Source organism: Halosimplex rarum (assembly GCF_047715405.1).
Classification (GTDB): Archaea; Halobacteriota; Halobacteria; order Halobacteriales; family Haloarculaceae; genus Halosimplex; species Halosimplex rarum.
On sequence record NZ_CP180412.1, the window covers coordinates 4013681 to 4032128 of the forward strand.

The 18448-nt window shown below is 63.1% G+C and carries 15 protein-coding genes; 14 read left to right on the forward strand and 1 reads right to left on the reverse strand.

Annotation, left to right across the window (positions count from 1 at the left end; all coding sequences use genetic code 11):
* The first annotated feature begins 55 nt into the window (after positions 1-55).
* A complete protein-coding gene (locus ACMGFH_RS19170) occupies positions 56-748 on the forward strand; it encodes an O-methyltransferase (protein ID WP_415380154.1) in 693 nt (230 codons plus the stop codon).
* Between the two features lie 181 nt (positions 749-929).
* Positions 930-3905: an FAD-binding and (Fe-S)-binding domain-containing protein gene (locus tag ACMGFH_RS19175; RefSeq protein ID WP_415380155.1), complete on the forward strand. Its 2976-nt coding sequence runs from the start codon at positions 930-932 to the stop codon at positions 3903-3905.
* A gap of 104 nt (positions 3906-4009) precedes the next feature.
* Here ACMGFH_RS19175 and ACMGFH_RS19180 read toward each other — a convergent pair whose 3' ends face one another.
* Positions 4010-4774, reverse strand: a complete 765-nt coding sequence (locus tag ACMGFH_RS19180) for an IclR family transcriptional regulator (RefSeq protein ID WP_415380156.1) — start codon at positions 4772-4774, stop codon at positions 4010-4012.
* Between the two features lie 311 nt (positions 4775-5085).
* Here ACMGFH_RS19180 and ACMGFH_RS19185 point away from each other — a divergent pair, with 311 nt between their 5' ends.
* From ACMGFH_RS19185 to wecB, 12 genes are all read left to right on the forward strand, one after another.
* Positions 5086-5496 carry a cupin domain-containing protein gene (locus ACMGFH_RS19185; protein ID WP_415380157.1) on the forward strand — a complete coding sequence of 137 codons (411 nt, stop codon included), beginning with the start codon at positions 5086-5088 and terminating at the stop codon, positions 5494-5496.
* A 179-nt stretch (positions 5497-5675) separates the two neighbouring features.
* Complete coding sequence (locus ACMGFH_RS19190; protein WP_415380158.1) at positions 5676-6509, forward strand: phosphoenolpyruvate hydrolase family protein; 834 nt, start codon at positions 5676-5678, stop codon at positions 6507-6509.
* Entirely contained in the window at positions 6509-7750 is a 1242-nt protein-coding gene (locus ACMGFH_RS19195; RefSeq protein ID WP_415380159.1) for a Tm-1-like ATP-binding domain-containing protein, read from the forward strand. The genes ACMGFH_RS19190 and ACMGFH_RS19195 overlap by 1 nt, the downstream gene beginning before the upstream one ends.
* 230 nt (positions 7751-7980) lie before the next feature.
* The gene (locus tag ACMGFH_RS19200; RefSeq protein ID WP_415380160.1) at positions 7981-9375 is read left to right on the forward strand and encodes a substrate-binding protein; all 1395 of its coding nucleotides are present in this window, start codon (positions 7981-7983) and stop codon (positions 9373-9375) included.
* 147 nt (positions 9376-9522) lie between these two features.
* Positions 9523-10455 carry a branched-chain amino acid ABC transporter permease gene (locus ACMGFH_RS19205; RefSeq protein ID WP_415380161.1) on the forward strand — a complete coding sequence of 311 codons (933 nt, stop codon included), beginning with the start codon at positions 9523-9525 and terminating at the stop codon, positions 10453-10455.
* Complete coding sequence (locus tag ACMGFH_RS19210; protein WP_415380162.1) at positions 10452-11540, forward strand: branched-chain amino acid ABC transporter permease; 1089 nt, start codon at positions 10452-10454, stop codon at positions 11538-11540. Before ACMGFH_RS19205 ends, ACMGFH_RS19210 begins: the two co-directional genes overlap by 4 nt.
* Positions 11540-12298 carry an ABC transporter ATP-binding protein gene (locus ACMGFH_RS19215; protein ID WP_415380164.1) on the forward strand — a complete coding sequence of 253 codons (759 nt, stop codon included), beginning with the start codon at positions 11540-11542 and terminating at the stop codon, positions 12296-12298. The genes ACMGFH_RS19210 and ACMGFH_RS19215 overlap by 1 nt, the downstream gene beginning before the upstream one ends.
* The gene (locus ACMGFH_RS19220; RefSeq protein WP_415380165.1) at positions 12295-13038 is read left to right on the forward strand and encodes an ABC transporter ATP-binding protein; all 744 of its coding nucleotides are present in this window, start codon (positions 12295-12297) and stop codon (positions 13036-13038) included. Before ACMGFH_RS19215 ends, ACMGFH_RS19220 begins: the two co-directional genes overlap by 4 nt.
* A 120-nt stretch (positions 13039-13158) precedes the next feature.
* Entirely contained in the window at positions 13159-14418 is a 1260-nt protein-coding gene (locus ACMGFH_RS19225) for a PQQ-binding-like beta-propeller repeat protein (RefSeq protein WP_415380166.1), read from the forward strand.
* Between the two features lie 42 nt (positions 14419-14460).
* Positions 14461-14796 (forward strand): hypothetical protein, encoded by a 336-nt coding sequence (locus ACMGFH_RS19230; protein WP_415380167.1) that lies wholly within the window; start codon positions 14461-14463, stop codon positions 14794-14796.
* A gap of 1169 nt (positions 14797-15965) precedes the next feature.
* On the forward strand, positions 15966-17273 hold the full coding sequence (locus ACMGFH_RS19235) for a glycosyltransferase family 2 protein (RefSeq protein WP_415380168.1): 1308 nt from the start codon (positions 15966-15968) through the stop codon (positions 17271-17273).
* On the forward strand, positions 17270-18424 hold the full coding sequence (wecB, locus tag ACMGFH_RS19240; RefSeq protein ID WP_415380169.1) for a non-hydrolyzing UDP-N-acetylglucosamine 2-epimerase: 1155 nt from the start codon (positions 17270-17272) through the stop codon (positions 18422-18424). Before ACMGFH_RS19235 ends, wecB begins: the two co-directional genes overlap by 4 nt.
* Positions 18425-18448: the final 24 nt, after the last annotated feature.

Sequence of the window (18448 nt, forward strand, 5' to 3'; positions counted from 1 at the left end):
AACCAGGGGATCAGTACCCCCGACGCTTAGGAGAATCGCCTACCTCCTCTCAACCATGGATCTCGACGATTACGACGTCCTCAACTCGGTACTGGACGACGATGTCGCCCGGTTCGTCCGTGCGATGGTACCCGAGACGGACGCGGTCTACGAGGAACTGGCCGCCGATAACGTCGCCGACGACGTCCCGGTCGTCGGCCCCGAGGTTGGGGCGACGCTTCGACTCCTCGCCCGGCTGTCGGGGCCGCGTCGCGCCTTCGAGTTCGGTTCCGGCCGGGGCTACTCGGCCTACTGGATCGCACCAGCGATTCCGGAGGACGGCGAACTCGTCCTGACGGATTTCGACGCCGCAAACCTCGAAGCGGCGCGGTCGTACTTCGAGCGCCGCGGCTACGCCGACCGAAGCCGGTTCGAGGCCGGCGACGCCCGAGAGATCTACCGGGCGTCGGAGGGGCCGTGGGACTTCGTGCTGCTCGACAATCTCGAAGAGGAGTACCCGGAGACGTGGGATCTCGTCCGCGAGGACGTCTCGTCCGGCGGGATCGTCTGTGCAGACAACGTGATGGCGGGCCCGGCAGTCCAAGAAGACCTCGCGCTGGCGGCCGTCGAGGGCGACCCCGACTGGGACGCGATGGACGACACTACCCGCGGCGTCGTCGAGTACCTGCTCGCGGTTCGCGACGACCCGGACTTCGAGACGACGCTGTTGCCGGTCGGTGAGGGGCTCGCAATCAGTGTGAAACTCTAGATTGTAGCGGCGAGAGTCGCTGTCTCACCGTAACTGGGGAACAGAGATCGACGGCTCTGCTTCGAGTTCTCTCTGGGACCGGTCTCGGTGATGCCGTCGTTCGCCATCATCCCGATTACAGCGAACATTGATAGTGATCGCCACACAAAGTACGTGACACTCATCGAAGAAATCAAAACAAATGGCTCAGGATACACAGACGAGCGGTCGACAGCGGGATCGGGAGGTGTCGTTGCGGGAGACTTCTGCGGAGTACGCGGCGCTCGCTGCGGATCTGCGGGCGGCCGTCGACGGCTCCGTCAGGTTCGACGAGTACGCACAGGTCCTCTACGCGACCGACGGGAGCATCTATCAGGCGCAACCGGCGGGTGCCGTCGAACCTCGACACACGGAGGACGTGCAGGCTGCCGTCCGGGTGGCGGCCGACCACGACGTTCCGGTCATCGCGCGCGGCGCTGGCTCCTCGCTCGCCGGACAGGCGGTCGGCCCGGGCTGTGTCGTCCTCGACCTGTCGACGCACATGGACGACATCGTCGACATCCGACCCGAGGACCGGCGTGCCGTCGTTCAGCCCGGGGTCGTGCAGGACGAACTGGACGCGGCGCTGGCCGAGTACGGCCTGAAGTTCGCGCCCGACCCGGCGTCGTCGAACCGGGCGACGGTCGGTGGCGGGATCGGTAATAACTCCACTGGCGCCCACTCGGTCCGCTACGGCATCACCGACGCCTACACCGAACGGTTGTCGGTCGTTCTCGCGGACGGGACGCGCATCGAAACCCGGGAGGTCGTCCTCGACAGTCCGGAGTGGGAAGCCATAGTCGAGAGTGACTCGCGCGAGGCCGAACTGTATCGCACCGTTCGCCGCCTCGTCGAGGATAACGCCGCAGAGATCGACGCGCGCTATCCCGACCTGAAACGCAACGTCTCGGGGTACAACCTCCAGAAGGTCATATACGAGAACGAGGCCGGCGAGGATGTGATCAACCTCTCGAAGCTGTTCGTCGGCGCCGAGTCGACGCTCGGCGTCGTCGTCGAGGCCGAGGTCTCGCTCGTGACGAAACCCGCGGAGACTGCCCTCGCCCTCTACTGCTTCGAGGACCTGATCGACGCTCTCGAGGCCGTTCCGCAGGCCCTCGAATACGACGTTAGCGCGGTGGAGCTGATGGACGATGAAGTGTTCCGTCTCGCCGGCGAGTCCGAGCAGTACGCCGCCTACGAGGAACCGATCCCGGACGGGACGGCCGCGTCGCTGATGGTGGAGTTCGACTCCGAACTGGTCGATGACTTCGAAGCCGCCATCGGCCGGACGAACGAACGGTTCCTCGCGGAGGGCGACGCCTTCGACGTGATCGAGGCCTACACGCCCGAGGACCAGGCGGACCTCTGGAAACTCCGGAAGGCCGCCATCCCGCTGCTGATGAGCCTCAAGGGCGACCCGAAGCCCTACCCCTTCATCGAGGACGCGACGGTCCCCCCGGCCGAATTAGCCGAGTACACCCGGAAGTTCATGGACGTCCTCGACGACCACGACACGACGGCCGCGTACTTCGCCCACGCTGGGAGCGGGACGCTCCACATCCGGCCCATCCTCAATCTGAAGCGAGACGAGGGCGTCCAGACCATGCGGTCGATCAGCGACGACGTGACTGATATCGTCGTCGGCCACCACGGCGCCTTCTCCGGCGAGCACGGCGACGGCCTGGCCCGTTCCGAGTTCAATCCGAAGATGTACGGCGAGGACCTCTGGGGAGCCTTCCAGGAACTCAAGACGGCGTTCGACCCCGACTGGCGGATGAACCCGGGGAAGGTCGTCTATCGCGACGACGACCCGACGGACATGCGCGAGCACCTCCGGTACGGTCCCGAGTACTCGTCGATCGAACCGCAGACGGAACTGGACTTCTCCGAAGAGGGCGGATTCTCTCACCTCGTCGAACTGTGCAACGGCTGCGGGACGTGTCGCCAGGAAGACACGGACGTGATGTGTCCGACCTACCGGGCGACCGACGACGAGCTGGCGACCACCCGCGGGCGGGCGAATATGCTTCGAGCAGCTATCAGCGGCGAAATCGCGCCTGAGCGACTGTTCGACGAAGCGTTCCAGCGGGACGTCCTCGACCTCTGTGTGGGATGCAAGGGCTGCAAGTCGGATTGTCCGACCGGCGTCGACATGGCGAAGCTCAAGACGGAGGTCAAACATCAGTACCACGAGCAGGAAGGGGCGAGCCTACGGACGAAACTGTTCGGCCACATCGATCGGCTCTCCGGGCTGGGGTCGCGCCTGTCGCCGCTGTCGAACTGGGCGACGGCGATCCCCGGCTCACGGACCGTGCTGGAGTCAGTGTTCGGGATCGCCGCCGAGCGGTCGCTCCCGCCCTTCGCCGACGAGTCGCTCCAGCAGTGGGCGAACGACAGGGACCCGGGCGTCTCGGTGGCCGAGGCCGAGCGCAAGGTCCTGCTCTTCCCCGACACCTACACGAACTACAACTACCCCGAACCGGGGAAGGCGGCGGTCCGCATCCTAGAGGCCGCAGGCGTCCACGTCCGGATTCCGACAGAGGTCGCCGCCAGCGGTCGCGCTGCGTACTCCGTCGGACTGCTCGACGAGGCCAGAGAGCGCGCACAGACGAACGTCGACGTCTTCGCCGAGTACCTCGAGGAGGGCTGGGAGGTCGTGTCCGTCGAGCCGAGCGACGCGGTCCTCTTCCAGGACGAGTACACGGACCTCCTCCCCGGTTCCGACGTCGAACGGGTCGCGGCGCACGCCTACGGCGTCTGCGAATACCTCGACGTCCACCGGCTGATCGAGGACGTCGACACGAGCGGCGCGAACATCCCGCTGTCCTATCACGGTCACTGCCATCAGCACGCGGCGGGAAAGGACCACCACGCGGTCGGCGTCCTCCGGCGCGCCGGCTACGAGGTCGACCCGCTGGACTCGGGGTGTTGCGGTATGGCGGGCAGTTTCGGCTACGAGGCCGAACACTACGAAATCTCGACGGCCATCGGTGAGCTGCTCTTCGAGAAGGTCCGGGCCAGCGACGCGCCCCTGGTCGTCGCGCCGGGTGGTTCCTGCCGGAGCCAGATCGGTGACAGCGACGTCTCGGCCGGGAACCCGCCCCATCCCGTCGAGATGCTCGATCGGGTCGTCGAGTGACCCGCTCAGGGCGATTCGTTCCGAACGCCGAACGGTCCGCCGCGTGAATCGAGGGAGCGAGGAAGTGAAGAAACGAAGGAGCGAGCGTCTCTCTTCGCCGAGTGCTACGAGTAGGCCATGCCGAGTTCGACGAGGTTGGCGGTATTTTTCACCGCGTCGGCGTACTCCTGTTTGTCGGCGTCGCTGGCCATCCGGCTCTTCGGCGTCGAGACGCTGATCGCGCCCTTGACGACGCCGTCCTCGGTTCGGACGGGCGCGGCGACACAGCGGAGGCCGCGCCAGCGCTCCTCGTCGTCGTACGCGTAGCCGTCCGCAGCGACGTCTTCCAGTTCCGCGAGCATCGTCTCCTCGTCGGTGATCGTGTTCGGCGTCTCGGCGGGCAGCCCCTTCTCGTCGAGGATGGCCCTGGCGCGTTCACGCGGGAGGTGGCCCAGGATGGCCTTGCCGAGCGCCGAGTTGTGGAGCGTCAGCTGCGTCCCGATGTGCGTGTCGAGTTCTACTGCGTCCTCCCCTTTGGCCCGGTAGAGGACGACACCGAGTCCACGCTCGTGGGTCGCGAGGGTGACGAGTTCGCCGCTGTCGGCCGCGAGGTCGTCGACCTTCGGCTTGGCCGCCTCGAAGAGGTCGACGTCGTCGCGCAGCGTGCCGCCGATGGTGAGGAACTGCAGGCTCAACTCGTATGCGTCCCCGTCCTTGACGACGTACTCGTGCTCGCGGAGCGTGCTGAGATGGTTGTGTACCGTGCTCTTGTTCATGTCGAGCTCCGCCGCGATCTCGCGGAGGTGCGCCGACCGCTGCTCCGTGAGGATCTCGATGACCCCGACGGTCTTCTCGAGGGCTTTCACCGGATGGCGCGCGCGTTCGGTCATAGCGAGACTACGTGTCGGCCAATAATTAATTTATTCATTAATGAAGAATACGGATCCGACCCTGGGAGACCCCGAATTGGGCCGATAGAGTGGCCCAAGGGGGCGGTACTGTTCGTGTCATCCCTCCGTTTCGTGTTTCCCAATGGATAACGGGACTACGCCAGACGCGGGCCGATCCGGTGGCGCACTGTCGATACGGACTTCACGAGGCTCGCGCTCGGGGTAAGACACTCTATGTGTGTCGCGTGAACGCAGACCGTGACGCCCTGTCCCAAACACTTATGAAAAATAGCCGTGTCGTCACTACTGTCATGGCTGACGAGCAGCGGTTCGTTCGACCGGAGGAGATAGAGACTCTGCAGCTGGACTGGGGGACGATCAAGTGGCTGAGCACGCCGGAGACGACGGGCGCGGAGACGTTCAGCGCCGGCGTCGTCATACTGGAACCGGGCAAGGGACACGAACGGCACACACACCCCGACAGCGAGGAGGTGCTCTTCGTGCTCAGCGGGGAGGGGACCCAGACGATCGGTGACGAGGAACGGGAGGTCACAGCCGGCGACATGCTGTACATCCCCGCCGGCGTCGAGCACAGCACCATGAACACGTCCTGGGAGCCCCTCCGCTTCCTGGCGATGTACGGCCCGCCGGGGCCGGAAGCCGAGATTCGCCACACGGCCGATTCGACGGTCGTCCCACCGGGGGAGGGGTCGTGGGAGTGACATCCCTCGGATACCCTGACGGTGAGTGGACGAATACCGACGATCCGCCCCGTGAGGCTCCGACCGACGCCCCCCTTGGGTAGTCCGACCTCAGGGAGCCGTCCGGGCTGCCCGGGGCCGGCAGCGGCCGCAGTCGACCCCAATCTTGAATACCGACTCGGGTGTCTTTCGACGTGTCAATGAAATTCCCTCGGAGTGAATCACTCGAACGGTTGGAATCGACCGTCGACGCGGGCGAACCGATCATCGGCGCGGGTGCGGGCACCGGTATCTCGGCGAAGTTCGCCGAACGGGGCGGCGTCGACCTGCTGATCATCTATAACTCGGGGCGCTACCGGATGAACGGCCGCGGCTCCCTCGCGGGTCTCTTGCCCTACGGCGACGCGAACGAGATCGTGGTCGAGATGGGCCACGAGGTGATCCCGGTCGTCGAGGACACCCCCGTTCTCGCCGGCGTCAACGGGACCGACCCGTTCCGCGAGATGGAGGTGTTCATCGAGGATCTACGCCGCCGGGGGTTCTCCGGCGTCCAGAACTTCCCGACGGTCGGCCTGATCGACGAGGACAGCAGTTTCAGACAGAACCTCGAGGAGACCGGCATGGGCTACGACAAGGAGATCGAGATGATCCGGGAGGCCAGCGACCAGGGGATGTTGACCTGCCCGTACGTGTTCAACGAGGAGCAAGCCCGCGCGATGACCGAGGCGGGCGCCGACGTGATCGTCTCGCACATGGGGCTGACGACCTCCGGGGACATCGGCGCGGAGACGGCGCTCGATCTCGAGACGGCGGCCGAGCGGGTGCAGGCCCACCACGACGCCGCAAAGGAAGTCGACGAAGACGTCATGGTCATCTGTCACGGCGGCCCGATCGCCTGGCCGGACGACGCCGAGTACGTCCTGAACAACACGGAGGGCGTCGTCGGCTTCTTCGGCGCCTCCAGCATCGAGCGCCTCCCGACCGAGGAGGCCATCGAGAACCAGGCCCAGGAGTTCAAGGAGATCGAGTTCTGATGGCGTCCGCGGATCAGAGGGACCGGACTGCGACTGTGGTCGTCGTCGGGACCCTCGACACCAAGGGCGAGGAGATCGGCTTCGCCCGGGACGTCCTCGCGGCGCAGGGCGTCGACGTTCACCTCGTCGACGTCGGTGTCATGGGAGACCCCGAGATCGAACCGGACACGCCGGCCTCGGCCGTCGCCGAAGCGGGCGGCACCACTTTGGCGTCGCTCAGGGAGGCCGGTGACCGTGGCGAGGCAGTGGAAGCGATGGGCGAGGGCGCCGCGGCCATCGCCGAGCGGCTCCATGACGGGGGCGACCTCGACGGTATCCTCGGCCTCGGCGGCTCCGGCAACACCTCTATCGCGACGGCGGCGATGCGAGCGCTGCCGGTCGGGGTGCCGAAGTTCATGGTCTCGACGGTCGCCTCCGGCGATACCGAACCCTACGTCGGCACGCGCGACATCGCGATGCTGTACTCGGTGGCCGACATCGAGGGGCTCAACCAGCTCTCGCGGACGGTAATCGCCAACGCCGCCCTCGCCATGGTCGGGATGGTAACCAACGACCCGGACGTCGAAGTACCCGACCGCCCGACCGTCGGGATCACGATGTTCGGCGTCACGACGCCCTGTGTCCAGACGGCCCGGGAGTGGCTCGAAGCGCAGGGATACGAGACGATCGTCTTCCACGCGACCGGGACCGGCGGCCGCGCGATGGAGAACCTGATCGAGGAGGGCGTCATCGACGGCGTCCTCGACGTCACGACGACCGAGTGGGCCGACGAACACGTCGGAGGCGTCCTCGCCGCGGGCCCGGACCGACTCGACGCCGCGGGCGAGGCGGGGATCCCGCAGGTCGTCTCCGTCGGCGCGCTCGACATGGTCAACTTCGGCCCCCGGGACACGGTGCCCGAGAAGTTCGAGGGGCGACAGTTCCATATCCACAACCCGCAGGTCACGCTGATGCGGACGACCCCCGACGAGAACGCCGCGATCGGGGAGATCATCGCGGGAAAGCTCAACGCCGCGACCGGCCCGGTCTCGCTCGCCCTGCCGCTCGAGGGCGTGTCGATGCTCGACGCCGATGGCGAGGACTTCCACGACCCGGAGGCCGACGAGGCGCTGTTCGAGGCGCTCCGTGACCATCTGGACGAGGATGTCCACCTGTTGGAACTGGACGCGAACGTTAACGACGAGGAGTTCGCCCTAGCGATCGCGGAACAGTTGGACGAGTACATGCAGGATCGGCGCTGAACTGGCCAGTACCTGGATTCGAGGGGGGTCACGGTGGATCGGTCTCGGATCTCAACTGGGTTCGATGGCGTGTTCAGAACGGCCAACTGCCGATTCTACCGAAGATCCGCAGCCGATACGAATGGGATCGATACGTTCACTCGACCTGTTTCGCGTACTGAATGTGGGGGGTGTTACCAAAGAACTTAAGTTCTGGATACACGATATAACCATGAGTTGCTTAAATAATCATGACGGACAAGAGTGAGCCAGCAGACGAATCCAGACGTCGCTATCTGAAAGGCATCGCGACGGGCGCCATCGCCGCCGGCGTCGCTGGATGCCAGGGTGACGGGAACGGCGACGGTGGGAACGGAAACGGAACTGGGGACGGAGATGGAGGCGGGAACGGCCAGGACTACGAGCCGATCGGGAACTTCCCGCCCGAGGGCGACACGGTCGCCATCGGGTTCAACGGGCCGCTGTCGGGCGCGCTCGGTCCCGACGGACAGGACCAGGAACTCGGATTCGACCTCGCCGTCCAGCACCTGAACAACGGCGGCGGGCTGGTCGACTCCTGGGACGCTCTGAGTGGCGACGGAATTCTCGGGCACCAGATCGAACCCACGAAGGCCGACACCGCCGGCGACCCCGACACCGCGAACCAGAACATCAACGGGATGATCCAGCAGGACAACATCCAGTTCTGGACCGGCGGCATGTCGAGCACCGTGACGATGGCGATGCAGGACGTCGCCCAGCGAGAGAAGGTGCCCTTCATGGGCGGGAACTCGACCTCGGCGGGGATCAGCGGGGAGAACTGCTCGCGGTACTACTTCCACCCGACGTTTCACGCAGAGATCATCGGGATGGCCGCGGGCGAGGCGCTGCCGCAGGTCCTCGGCGAGGACCGGTCGCTGTTCCACATCTACATGGACTACTCCTACGGCCAGTCCAACCGGGACGCGATGCGTAAGCATCTCACCGAGAACGGCCCGTGGGAGGACGCCGGCGGGTCGGCCATCGCCGAGGGCGAGAACGACCACCAGACCCAGATCCAGGACCTCCAGGACTCCGGCGCAGACGTGGTCCACTTCGCGAGCTTCGGTGAGTTCGCGGCCAGTGGCCTCTCCCAGATGGTCAACGCCGGCGTCACCGACGACGTCGAGGTGTTCATCCCCCACGTGAGCGCGTTCACGCTCGATCCGATGGGGTCGGACGCTGAGGGCGTCTACGGGATGGAGCCGTGGAACCCCAACTACGACAACGAGGCGTCGAACACCTTCGTCGAGGCCTACCAGAGCGAGTACGACGAGGTGCCAAACCAGAGTTCGCTCCACACCTACGAGTCGACGGTGGTCTACGCCGCTGCCGTCGAGGAGGCGGGCACGTTCCATCCGCCGACCGTCGTGCGGACCCTCGAAGACTTCTCGTGGGAGCAGGCGTGGGGGCCCTCGGAGTTCCGGACCTGCGATCATCAGGTTGAACGACCGTGGCACCTGGTCCAGGGCGTCGACGACTCGACCGCGGAGGAGCTGGGGATCCGGACCGAAGTCATCCAGACTACCGATCCGCTCGTCTACGAGTGTGACGCCTACCCGGCCAACGAGTGTAGCATGGACGACAACGAGTACGGCGACGAGTAACGCGACCGTGTATCCGGCCGAATCACGATCCGGGAGCTCCCACCCCGAGGTCCCGGATTCGCGGATCATCCGTTGCGGCGGAAGATTCAATAGCGAATGGGGTGCCCAACAAGACATGTTATCAGTGCACACGAGGTGGCGATTCGGATGAGTCTGCTGGAATCGACCGTCCAGTTCCTGTTCGTCGCGCTGAGCGTCGCGTCGGTGTATCTCCTCGTGGCACTGGGGCTGTCGATCGTGTTCGGCTCGCTCCAGTTCGTCAACATGGCCCACGGAGCCCTGTTCCTGATCGGGGCCTACGTTGGCCTGTTCGTCGGGTTCGAGGTCGGCTTCGGTGGTCTGCTCGAACACTACGGGTTCTCCCCGGTCGGTCTCGAACTGGGCTTTCTCGCCGCGCTGGTCGTGACCCCCATCGTCGTGTTCGTCCTCGGCGTCGTCATGGAACGGTTGCTGGCGAAACCGCTGTACGACCGCGACCTCCTCGACCAGTTGCTGGTGACCTTCGGAATATTGCTGATCTTCCAGGAGGGGTTCAATCTCGTCTTCGGCCGCACGGGATTCAACTACTCGCGCCCGGACTGGGCGTCAGGACCGGTGTTGATCCCCGGCGTTGGAACGGTCTCGCGGTGGCGGATCTACGTCGTCGTCCTCGCGTTCGTCTTCCTCGGGATCCTCATCGCGTTCTACAAGTACACCGACTACGGCCTCGCCGTCCGTGCGGGGACCGAGGACACGGAGATGACCGAGTTGCTCGGCATCCGGATCGGGCGGCCGTTTCTACTGATCTTCGCGATCGGTGCGGCCTACGCCGGTCTCGCCGGGATCCTCGGCGGGTCGCTGTTCGGCGTGAACGCCGGGATGGGCTTCAGCAACATCATCCCCGCGCTGGTCATCGTCATCATGGGCGGCGTCGGGTCGATCAAGGGGACGACTATCGGGGCGTTGCTCGCGGGTTTCGTCTTCGCCGCGGTGACCCAGGTGTGGCCGAGCATGTCGACGGCGAGCATCTACGCGTTGGCGATCCTCGTCTTGACGATCCGCCCGAGCGGCATCTACCCGACGGGGGAGATCGGATCATGAGCACGGAAACGACCGACGAGGTGGCCGACGGGGACTCCTCGAACGTCTGGGAGACGTGGGACCGGATCAAGGACACGGAGTGGTTCGTCCTGCTCAGCGCCGTCGTCTTCGTCGCGGTGTTCCCCTGGCTGTTCACGAGCGCACCGCTCGTCCCGGACGAACTCCTGGGCTACGATTCGCTCGCGCGACTCGTCCTCGTCTGGGGGATCTTTGCGCTCGGGTTCAACCACCTGCTCGGACAGACCGGCCTGCTGTCGTTCGGCCACGCGATGTTCTTCGGCGGGGCGGCCTACGCGTCGGCGCTGTTCGCTAACAACGTCGCCGCCGATCCCCTGCTGGCAGTCGGTGCCGGCGTGGGCTTCGCGCTCGTGCTGGCAGTCATCACGCCGTTCGTTCTCCTCAGGCTCCACACGGTCTACTTCGCGATCGTCACCCTGGCGATCGCCCAGATGCTGTATTACCTCGCCAGAGAACCTCTGGGGGAATTGACCGGGGGCATCAACGGATTGGGCGTCTCGCGCGAGCCGCTGCTCGGCGTCGTCGAACTCGGTGAGACTCTCCCTGGGATATTCGGCGAACTCTGGGGAGTCACCATGTACCTCTTCGTCGCAGTGTTCTTCGTAGGGGTTGTCGTGTTCATCACTCGGGTTCGGAAGTCCCCGTATGGCCTGATATTCAAGGCGGTCCGGGAGAACGAGACGCGAGCCTCGTTCGTCGGGCTCGACGTCTGGCGGTACAAGTTCGCGGCGTTCGTCATCTCCGGGTTCGTCGCGGGTATTGCCGGCGGCCTCATGCCCATGGAGACGTACTTCACCGGCGTCGAACGGCTCCACTGGACCACCAGCGGCGACGTGGTCATGATGACCGTGCTGGGCGGTCTAGGGACGATCGTCGGCCCGATCATCGGGGTGATCGTCTTCCTCTACTTCGAGGGCGTGGTCAACGGCCTCGACCTGATCGGCGGCTACTGGCTGCTGACACTGGCGCTCGCGTTCACCGCCGTCGTCTGGAAATACCCGGACGGGATCTGGGGCATGCTGCGGAGCGCCGGCTCGCGGCTCCGCTCGCGAGGGGGTGATCGGTGATGGCGCTCTTGGAAACGCGCGACCTCACGAAGGAGTTCGGCGGCCTCAGAGCGCTCGATCGCGTGAATATCGCGGTCGAACGGGGGGAACTCGTCTCGCTTATCGGGCCGAACGGCTCCGGCAAGTCGACGCTGATCAACACGATCACCGGCATGCTGGAGCCGACGGCCGGCGACATCACGTACGCGGGCACCGACCTCGTCGGCATGAAGCCCTTCGAGATCGCCCAGCTCGGCGTCGGGCGGTCGTTCCAGACCGCCTCGATCTTCCCAGAGCTGACCGTCAGTGAGAACGTCGAAGTCGCGGCGTTCGCGGCGGAACACGACTCGTTCAGCGTCAACTTCTTCCGGCGGCGCGATGCCTACGACGAGGTCCGCGAGCGCACCGACCACATTCTCGAGACCATCGAACTGGATGCGAAGGCCGAGGAGACAGCAGAAGCGCTTCCGTATGGCGACAAGCGCCGGCTGGAAGTGGCCATCGGGCTGGCGACCGGTCCCGACCTGATGTTCATGGACGAACCGACAGCTGGGATGTCCCCAGGCGAAACTGAGATGACAGTGTCGCTCATCCGCGAGCTTCTAGAGGACTGGGGGATGACCATCTTCCTGGTCGAACACGACATGGACGTGATCTTCGACGTCTCCGACCGGATCTTCACTCTGCACGAGGGACAGGTCATCGCGCGCGGACCACCAGAGGAGATCAGAGACGACCCGGCGGTTCGCGAGGCCTACCTGGGGGGTGAGGAGGCGTGACGCTCCTCGAACTCGACGGCGTCCACGCCTACTACGGCGCCAGCCACATCCTCCGCGGCGTCTCGATGGCGATCGACGAGGGGGAGGTCGTCTCGCTGCTGGGCCGGAACGGCGCTGGCAAGACGACCACCGTCCGAAGCATCGTGGGCGTGGAGCCGCCCGAGGTTCGGTCTGGCAGCGTCCGGTTCGACGGCGCGGACGTCACGGAGTGGCCGGCCGATGACATCGTCAGAGCCGGCGTCGGCGTAGTGCCCGAGGGCCGTCGCCTGTTCACCGAACTGACCGTCGAGGAGAACCTCGAGATGTCGAACATCGCTCGCGGCAGGTGGAACACGATCTATCGCCGCGCGCCCGGTGGCGGGAGTCCCACGATGACGGTCAACGAACTGTACGACCTGTTCCCGCGGCTGGAGGAGCGACGCGACCAGCGGTCCGGGACGCTCTCGGGCGGCGAACAGCAGATGCTCTCGATCGCCCGAACGCTCCGGCTCCCGGACCTCCAGTTGCTCCTGCTGGACGAGCCGACGGAGGGGCTTGCACCCCAGATCATCCAGTCCGTCTCGGAGTCGATCCGGGAGATAACCGGGCAGGGACTGACCGTCCTCCTCATCGAACAGAACGTCCGCGAGGCGCTGAAGCTCGCGGATCGCGGGTACGTCCTCGACCAGGGTGAGATCGTCTACGAAGGCACCGTCGGCGAACTCGAACGCGAGGATCTGGACCAGTACCTCGTCGTCTGACCATTGGGGACGGCCAGGGATCGACCGGTTTTCTGGTACCGGAGACGGATCGACGGGTCACCTGTGGAGTCGGTGGACCGACCCACACCGTTAATACGTGACACAGGAAACGACCACAGCATGGTGACGACGGACCGGCGACGGTTCCTCTCGGCGGTGGCGGCCTCCTCGCTCGCGCTGGTCGGGGGCTGTGCGCGTCTCGGGGCCGACGATCAGGCGTCCCACCCCGTCACGGAACCGGTGACTGACTGGCCGTCGTTCCGGGGTGATCAATACAACACCGGGTTCGCGAGGGGCGTCTCGCCGACGAGCGCGGACCCGTCGATCGAGTGGACCTACGACGCCGATGGCCCGTTCTGGGGGAGCCCCATCGTCGCGGACGACGCGGTGTTCGCGGGAAGCACGGACAAGACGCTCTACGCTCTAGACGCTGCGACGGGCGAAGAGCGCTGGACAATTGAGACCGACCATCGGATCGAGGGCACGCCGGCCTACGCGGATACCACGGTCTACGTCGGATCGTACGACATGGGCCTGTACGCCGTCGACGCGGCAAGCGGGGACGAACGCTGGCATCGAGAACTCGGTGGGCTCATCAGGGGAAGCCCGACGGTGGTAGACGGGACGGTGTTCGTCGGCGTCGGCTGCCACAACCTCGCGTGCGCCCGATACGCCGAGGAGGCCGACGCCACCGAGAACGGGTGGATCTACGCGCTGGACGCGGGCACGGGCGAGACGGTCTGGGAGCACACCGTCGGGAACGAGGTGGTGAGTACGCCGGCAGTGGTCGACGGGACGATCTACGTCGGGGCATCGGACGATACGCTGTACGCGCTCGACGCGGGCTCGGGCGACGTCACGTGGACGTACGATGTCGGGGACATGGTCTGGTCGAGTCCGGCGCTGGCGTTCGACACCCTGTATTTCGGCGACTGGAACGGCATCGTCCACGCCGTCGACGCCGCCTCGGGCGAAGGGGAGTGGACCGCCGACCCGTTCGCCCGCTACATCTCCGGGTCGGTCGCCGTCGACGAGGACGGCGTTTACGTCGGGGACACGCCGTACAACTCCCTGGACGACCCCAAGACGCACTACGGCGAGGTGATCAAGTTCGACCGCCAGTCGGGCGACGAGCTGTGGCGCTTCGAGACCGGCGCGCTGGAAGTCGGGAGCAGCCCCGTCGTCACCGACGACCGGCTCTACGTCGGGACCCACGGCCAGACCGAACGCGACGGCCTCGGCGTCCACGCGCTCACCACCGACGGCGAGGAGGAGTGGTTCCTGGAGATCGGCGGCCGCGGCGTCGGATCGAGTCCGGCCCTCGTCGACGGCACGCTGTATTTCGGCGGGACGGACGGACGGATGTACGCCGTGGAGTGATGCTCCCATCGGTGAACGGCGGGAAGGTCCGGCTAATTCACGGTGAAACGGCTCATTCCCCCTGACCTCGTTTTCCGCTATGAACCCGATCACGGCCTCCCTCTCGTTGGCGACGTACCAGTGGGCGTCCCAGTTCTAGCGCACCTCGTCGCTCGGGCCGCGGTTCTCCATCTCCCGGAAGTCGTATCCCTCGTCGACGCTGACGACCGCGAAATCGCCGTCAGTTCCGCTGCTGACGCGTTACAGCCGAAGAATTTCGACTGGTGCGCGCCGGCTGTTTCGGAGTGGAGCGAAACGGTGAGGGCTGTCCCATCTGCTGTGTTCAAGACCGTCTGTTGGTCGAACGATGCGCTGTATGTGTCCGTTGGATCCGCTTGATCTGGAATAGTCGTCAGTTGCATCCCATTGGTTGTGAGTTACGGAGCGCTCGCTGTCGAATGTGTAATGGTCACCTGAGATCCGCTCAGGTCCTCCCCACCTATGTTTCGCGCGTAATGGTATCACTTGACGAGGTGAACTGGGTTCAGTCCTTCAGCGGTGGTTTCCGCTGTTGTAAGTCCCTCTACGCCCCAATGAACTCGTATAGAGAGAGCTGATGGAGACGAACACCCTGAAACGGCACATGGATTGTTTTCAAACAGTCCCACTGCGCTCTGTAATTCATCTATCACAAAGGGTGTGTTTCACCCCTCGGATTTCGGTCGATGAGGGTTGATTTTTGTTCCGTCTGCTACTTGCATCTTCACCGTTTCCGTGCCGACATTATAGGTATTGAATTCAATACTATTATTTTAATATGGGGTTTGTGGGGTTCAAATCGCGCATATTATGGATATTTAATTCAATACTTGATTTTGAAATTCGTGGACGAAACGATGTACAGTCCAGTGAAACGATCGTTGCGGCGACTCGCCCCTGTGATAGTGAGACCTCCGAAACGGACGACTGCCATCTCTTCTCTTTCGCGTTCGATATCGGACTGTGTCCTAAACCGACACCCCGTTCTGTCTACCACTTAGTGTCCCTGCCCTACCGCAGTTTCTCGGTGTGTTTCGGCAAAGAGACACCGTAACTGCACCGTTGAAACTTGTTACATTGTGAGTTGATCGCCGCATCGGCCATCCTCCACGATAAACTATCTATGATTTTGAATAACCACCGTAGTAACGCCGAATTGCGTGATTATACGCTCTATAAACCTCACAATGTGACTAGTGAGCGTAGATTCTGCGGAGAATTTGGGTCACGAACCACCTGATTTAAGTAAAACCGTTACCCTTCTAACATTACTGACGAAGCGAATCGGGGCCGCAACCACGTTACCGGGCGCTCGCTGGGGAGTGATCGTCCGGGACGAACAAACGAAATGGGTGATAGAATGCGTTTCGAGAATCGGGGTAACAGATCTCTCCAGGGCGGTTGCTCGACAGGCGCGAGTGGCGACGACGTGCATTGTCCACTCGGTGTAGGAGGAGAGATGCGATTGAGGGGTCGGAATTGGACGACACTGGGTCTCCGGAGTCGTGGCGACGAAATCCAGGATATCTATGAGCAGTGACCAGATCGAACGGGTGGGCAGCCAACCCCAACGAGAGGTAGAGCCACAGCAGGTCGCCGTCGGCGTGATCGCGACCGAAGACAACACGGAAAATGCGCTCCGGACGCTCGTCCGAGCGCAAGAACGCGGGCACAACATCTTCGTCCTCCAGCCGGGGGAATCGGAGACGGAGACGACTCGTTTCGCGAGGCAATTCGACGTCGATATCGTCGAGACGAGTGCGACCGGTGATCTGGAGCGGTACAAAGAAGAGCTGGCCATCGCCGCGTCGGTCAGAGACTTTGAGAGTATCATCGTTCCCTCGCCTGACTGCGAGCGGATCATCTACGACGAGACGCTCAAGACGATCGACGAGGACTCGATGCAGCTCGACCCAGTGACGGAACGGACGGCCGAACGCGCAGACGATATCATCGTCGGGATTCCTGCGTACAACGAAGAGGTAGCGATTGGGAGTACTGTAGTCAAATCCCGACAGTTCGCTGATAGCGTTGTCGTGGTTGACGACGGTAGTACAGACGCGACCGTGAAAGTAGCTCAAGACGCAGGCGCCCGAGTCGTCGAACTCGAAACGAACAGTGGCAAAGGGAAAGCCATTCAGACGTTGTTGTCGACCGTTGAGCGGGACTACGACATCTACGAAGCACTCGTCTTGATCGACGGTGACGGGCAGCACGACCCAAGTGAAATCCCACATGTTGCCGAACCAGTCTGCAATGGAGAAGCAGACCTGGCACTCGGAAGCCGATACGTCGACGAAGGGTCCGGTTCTGAGACCCCGCTTCATCGGCGGTTCGGACAGAAGGTCCTCGACGTGCTTACATTAGGGTCCTCGCACACCAAGGTTTCCGACTCCCAGAGTGGATTTAGGGCACTTTCTCCGACTGCAGTTGAACAACTGGACGTCTCTACAGACGGGTACGGCGTCGAGTCTGAGATGATAGAACGGAGCGTTTCGGAAGACCTACATATAACTGAGCAACCCATCTCTGTCCGATATGAGGGTGTCGACGGACAGACCGAAAATCCCCTCCGGCACGGGCTTTCAGTTGTGGTCTTCCTACTGTCGTTAATTCGGGACCGCCATCCGTTACTCTTCTTTAGTCTCCCAGGAGCTGTCCTCGTGACCGTGGGGGCATTGTACGGCATCGATGGGATCCTAATATATCAAGAAAGTGGCTCGTTCTATCCTGCCAAAGCGCTCGTGAGCGGTTTCGTGATGATACTCGGAACGCTCTCAGTGTTTACCGGGTTGATTCTCAACAGCGTCTCTAATATGCTGGAGGCCCAGCGATGACGGCCGAAGAGGGCGGGGACAATCTGGGCTCCCAAGTCGCGTTCATCCTCGGTACCCGCCCCGAGATCATCAAGCTCGCCCCGGTTATTCACCGATGTGAGAAAAGAGGGATTTCGTACACCGTGATCCACACGGGGCAACATTACTCGGATAACCTGGATTCCGTCTTTTTCGATCAGCTGGAGTTGCCGACTCCGGACTACAATCTAGATGTCGGCTCGAAATCCCACGGTGAACAGACAGGTGAGATGCTGATCGGAATTGAGGAGATTCTCCAGTCCGAACAGCCTGAGGTCGTGTTAGTACAGGGAGATACGAATTCTGTTCTCGCTGGGGCGATTGCAACGAGTAAATTAGAAATCGAACTTGGGCACGTCGAAGCGGGCCTCCGGAGCTTCGACCGTGATATGCCCGAGGAAACGAACAGAGTCGTTGCTGATCACGTTGCAGATTGTCTGTTTCCACCGACAGAGAAGGCGAAAAGCTATCTCGTTGAGGAAGGCATTCCGGAGAGCCGGCTCTGTGTTACCGGAAACACTATCGTTGACGCGCTCCAGCGGAATCGAAAGTTAGCAGATCGTAAGAGTTCGGTTCTGGCAGAACTCGAACTCGACCGATCGGAATACTTGCTGATGACTGCCCATCGGGCGGAAAACGTGGACGACGAGGATCGATTCAGGCAAATTCTAACTGGGGTCGGACAGGTAGCAGACGACCTACGGGCCGACGTAATTTATCCTATCCACCCGCGCGCTGAGAGCAAACTCGAGGCGTTCGACCTCTCCATTCCGGATCGAATCAGACTTGTCGAACCGCAAGAGTATCTCGACTTCATTAAGCTTCAGGAGAACGCGAAACTCATTCTCACCGATTCTGGTGGGGTCCAAGAGGAGGCCTGTATCCTCGAAGTACCATGTGTAACAATGCGAAATAGTACTGAACGGCCTGAAACCGTGTCTGTTGGGGCGAACAAACTCAGTGGCGTCGATCCGGCTGATATCGAATCGAATGCAACTACGATGTTACAGCGTAACAGCAACTGGGAGAACCCGTTCGGTGATGGTACTGCAAGTGAGAAAATTCTCCAGGAAATCGGTCTAGAGTTCTCCGCGAGCGAAACTGAACTCAGTGGTGTAAATGCACCTGATTGATGTGGTAAACAATAAGTGGCTATC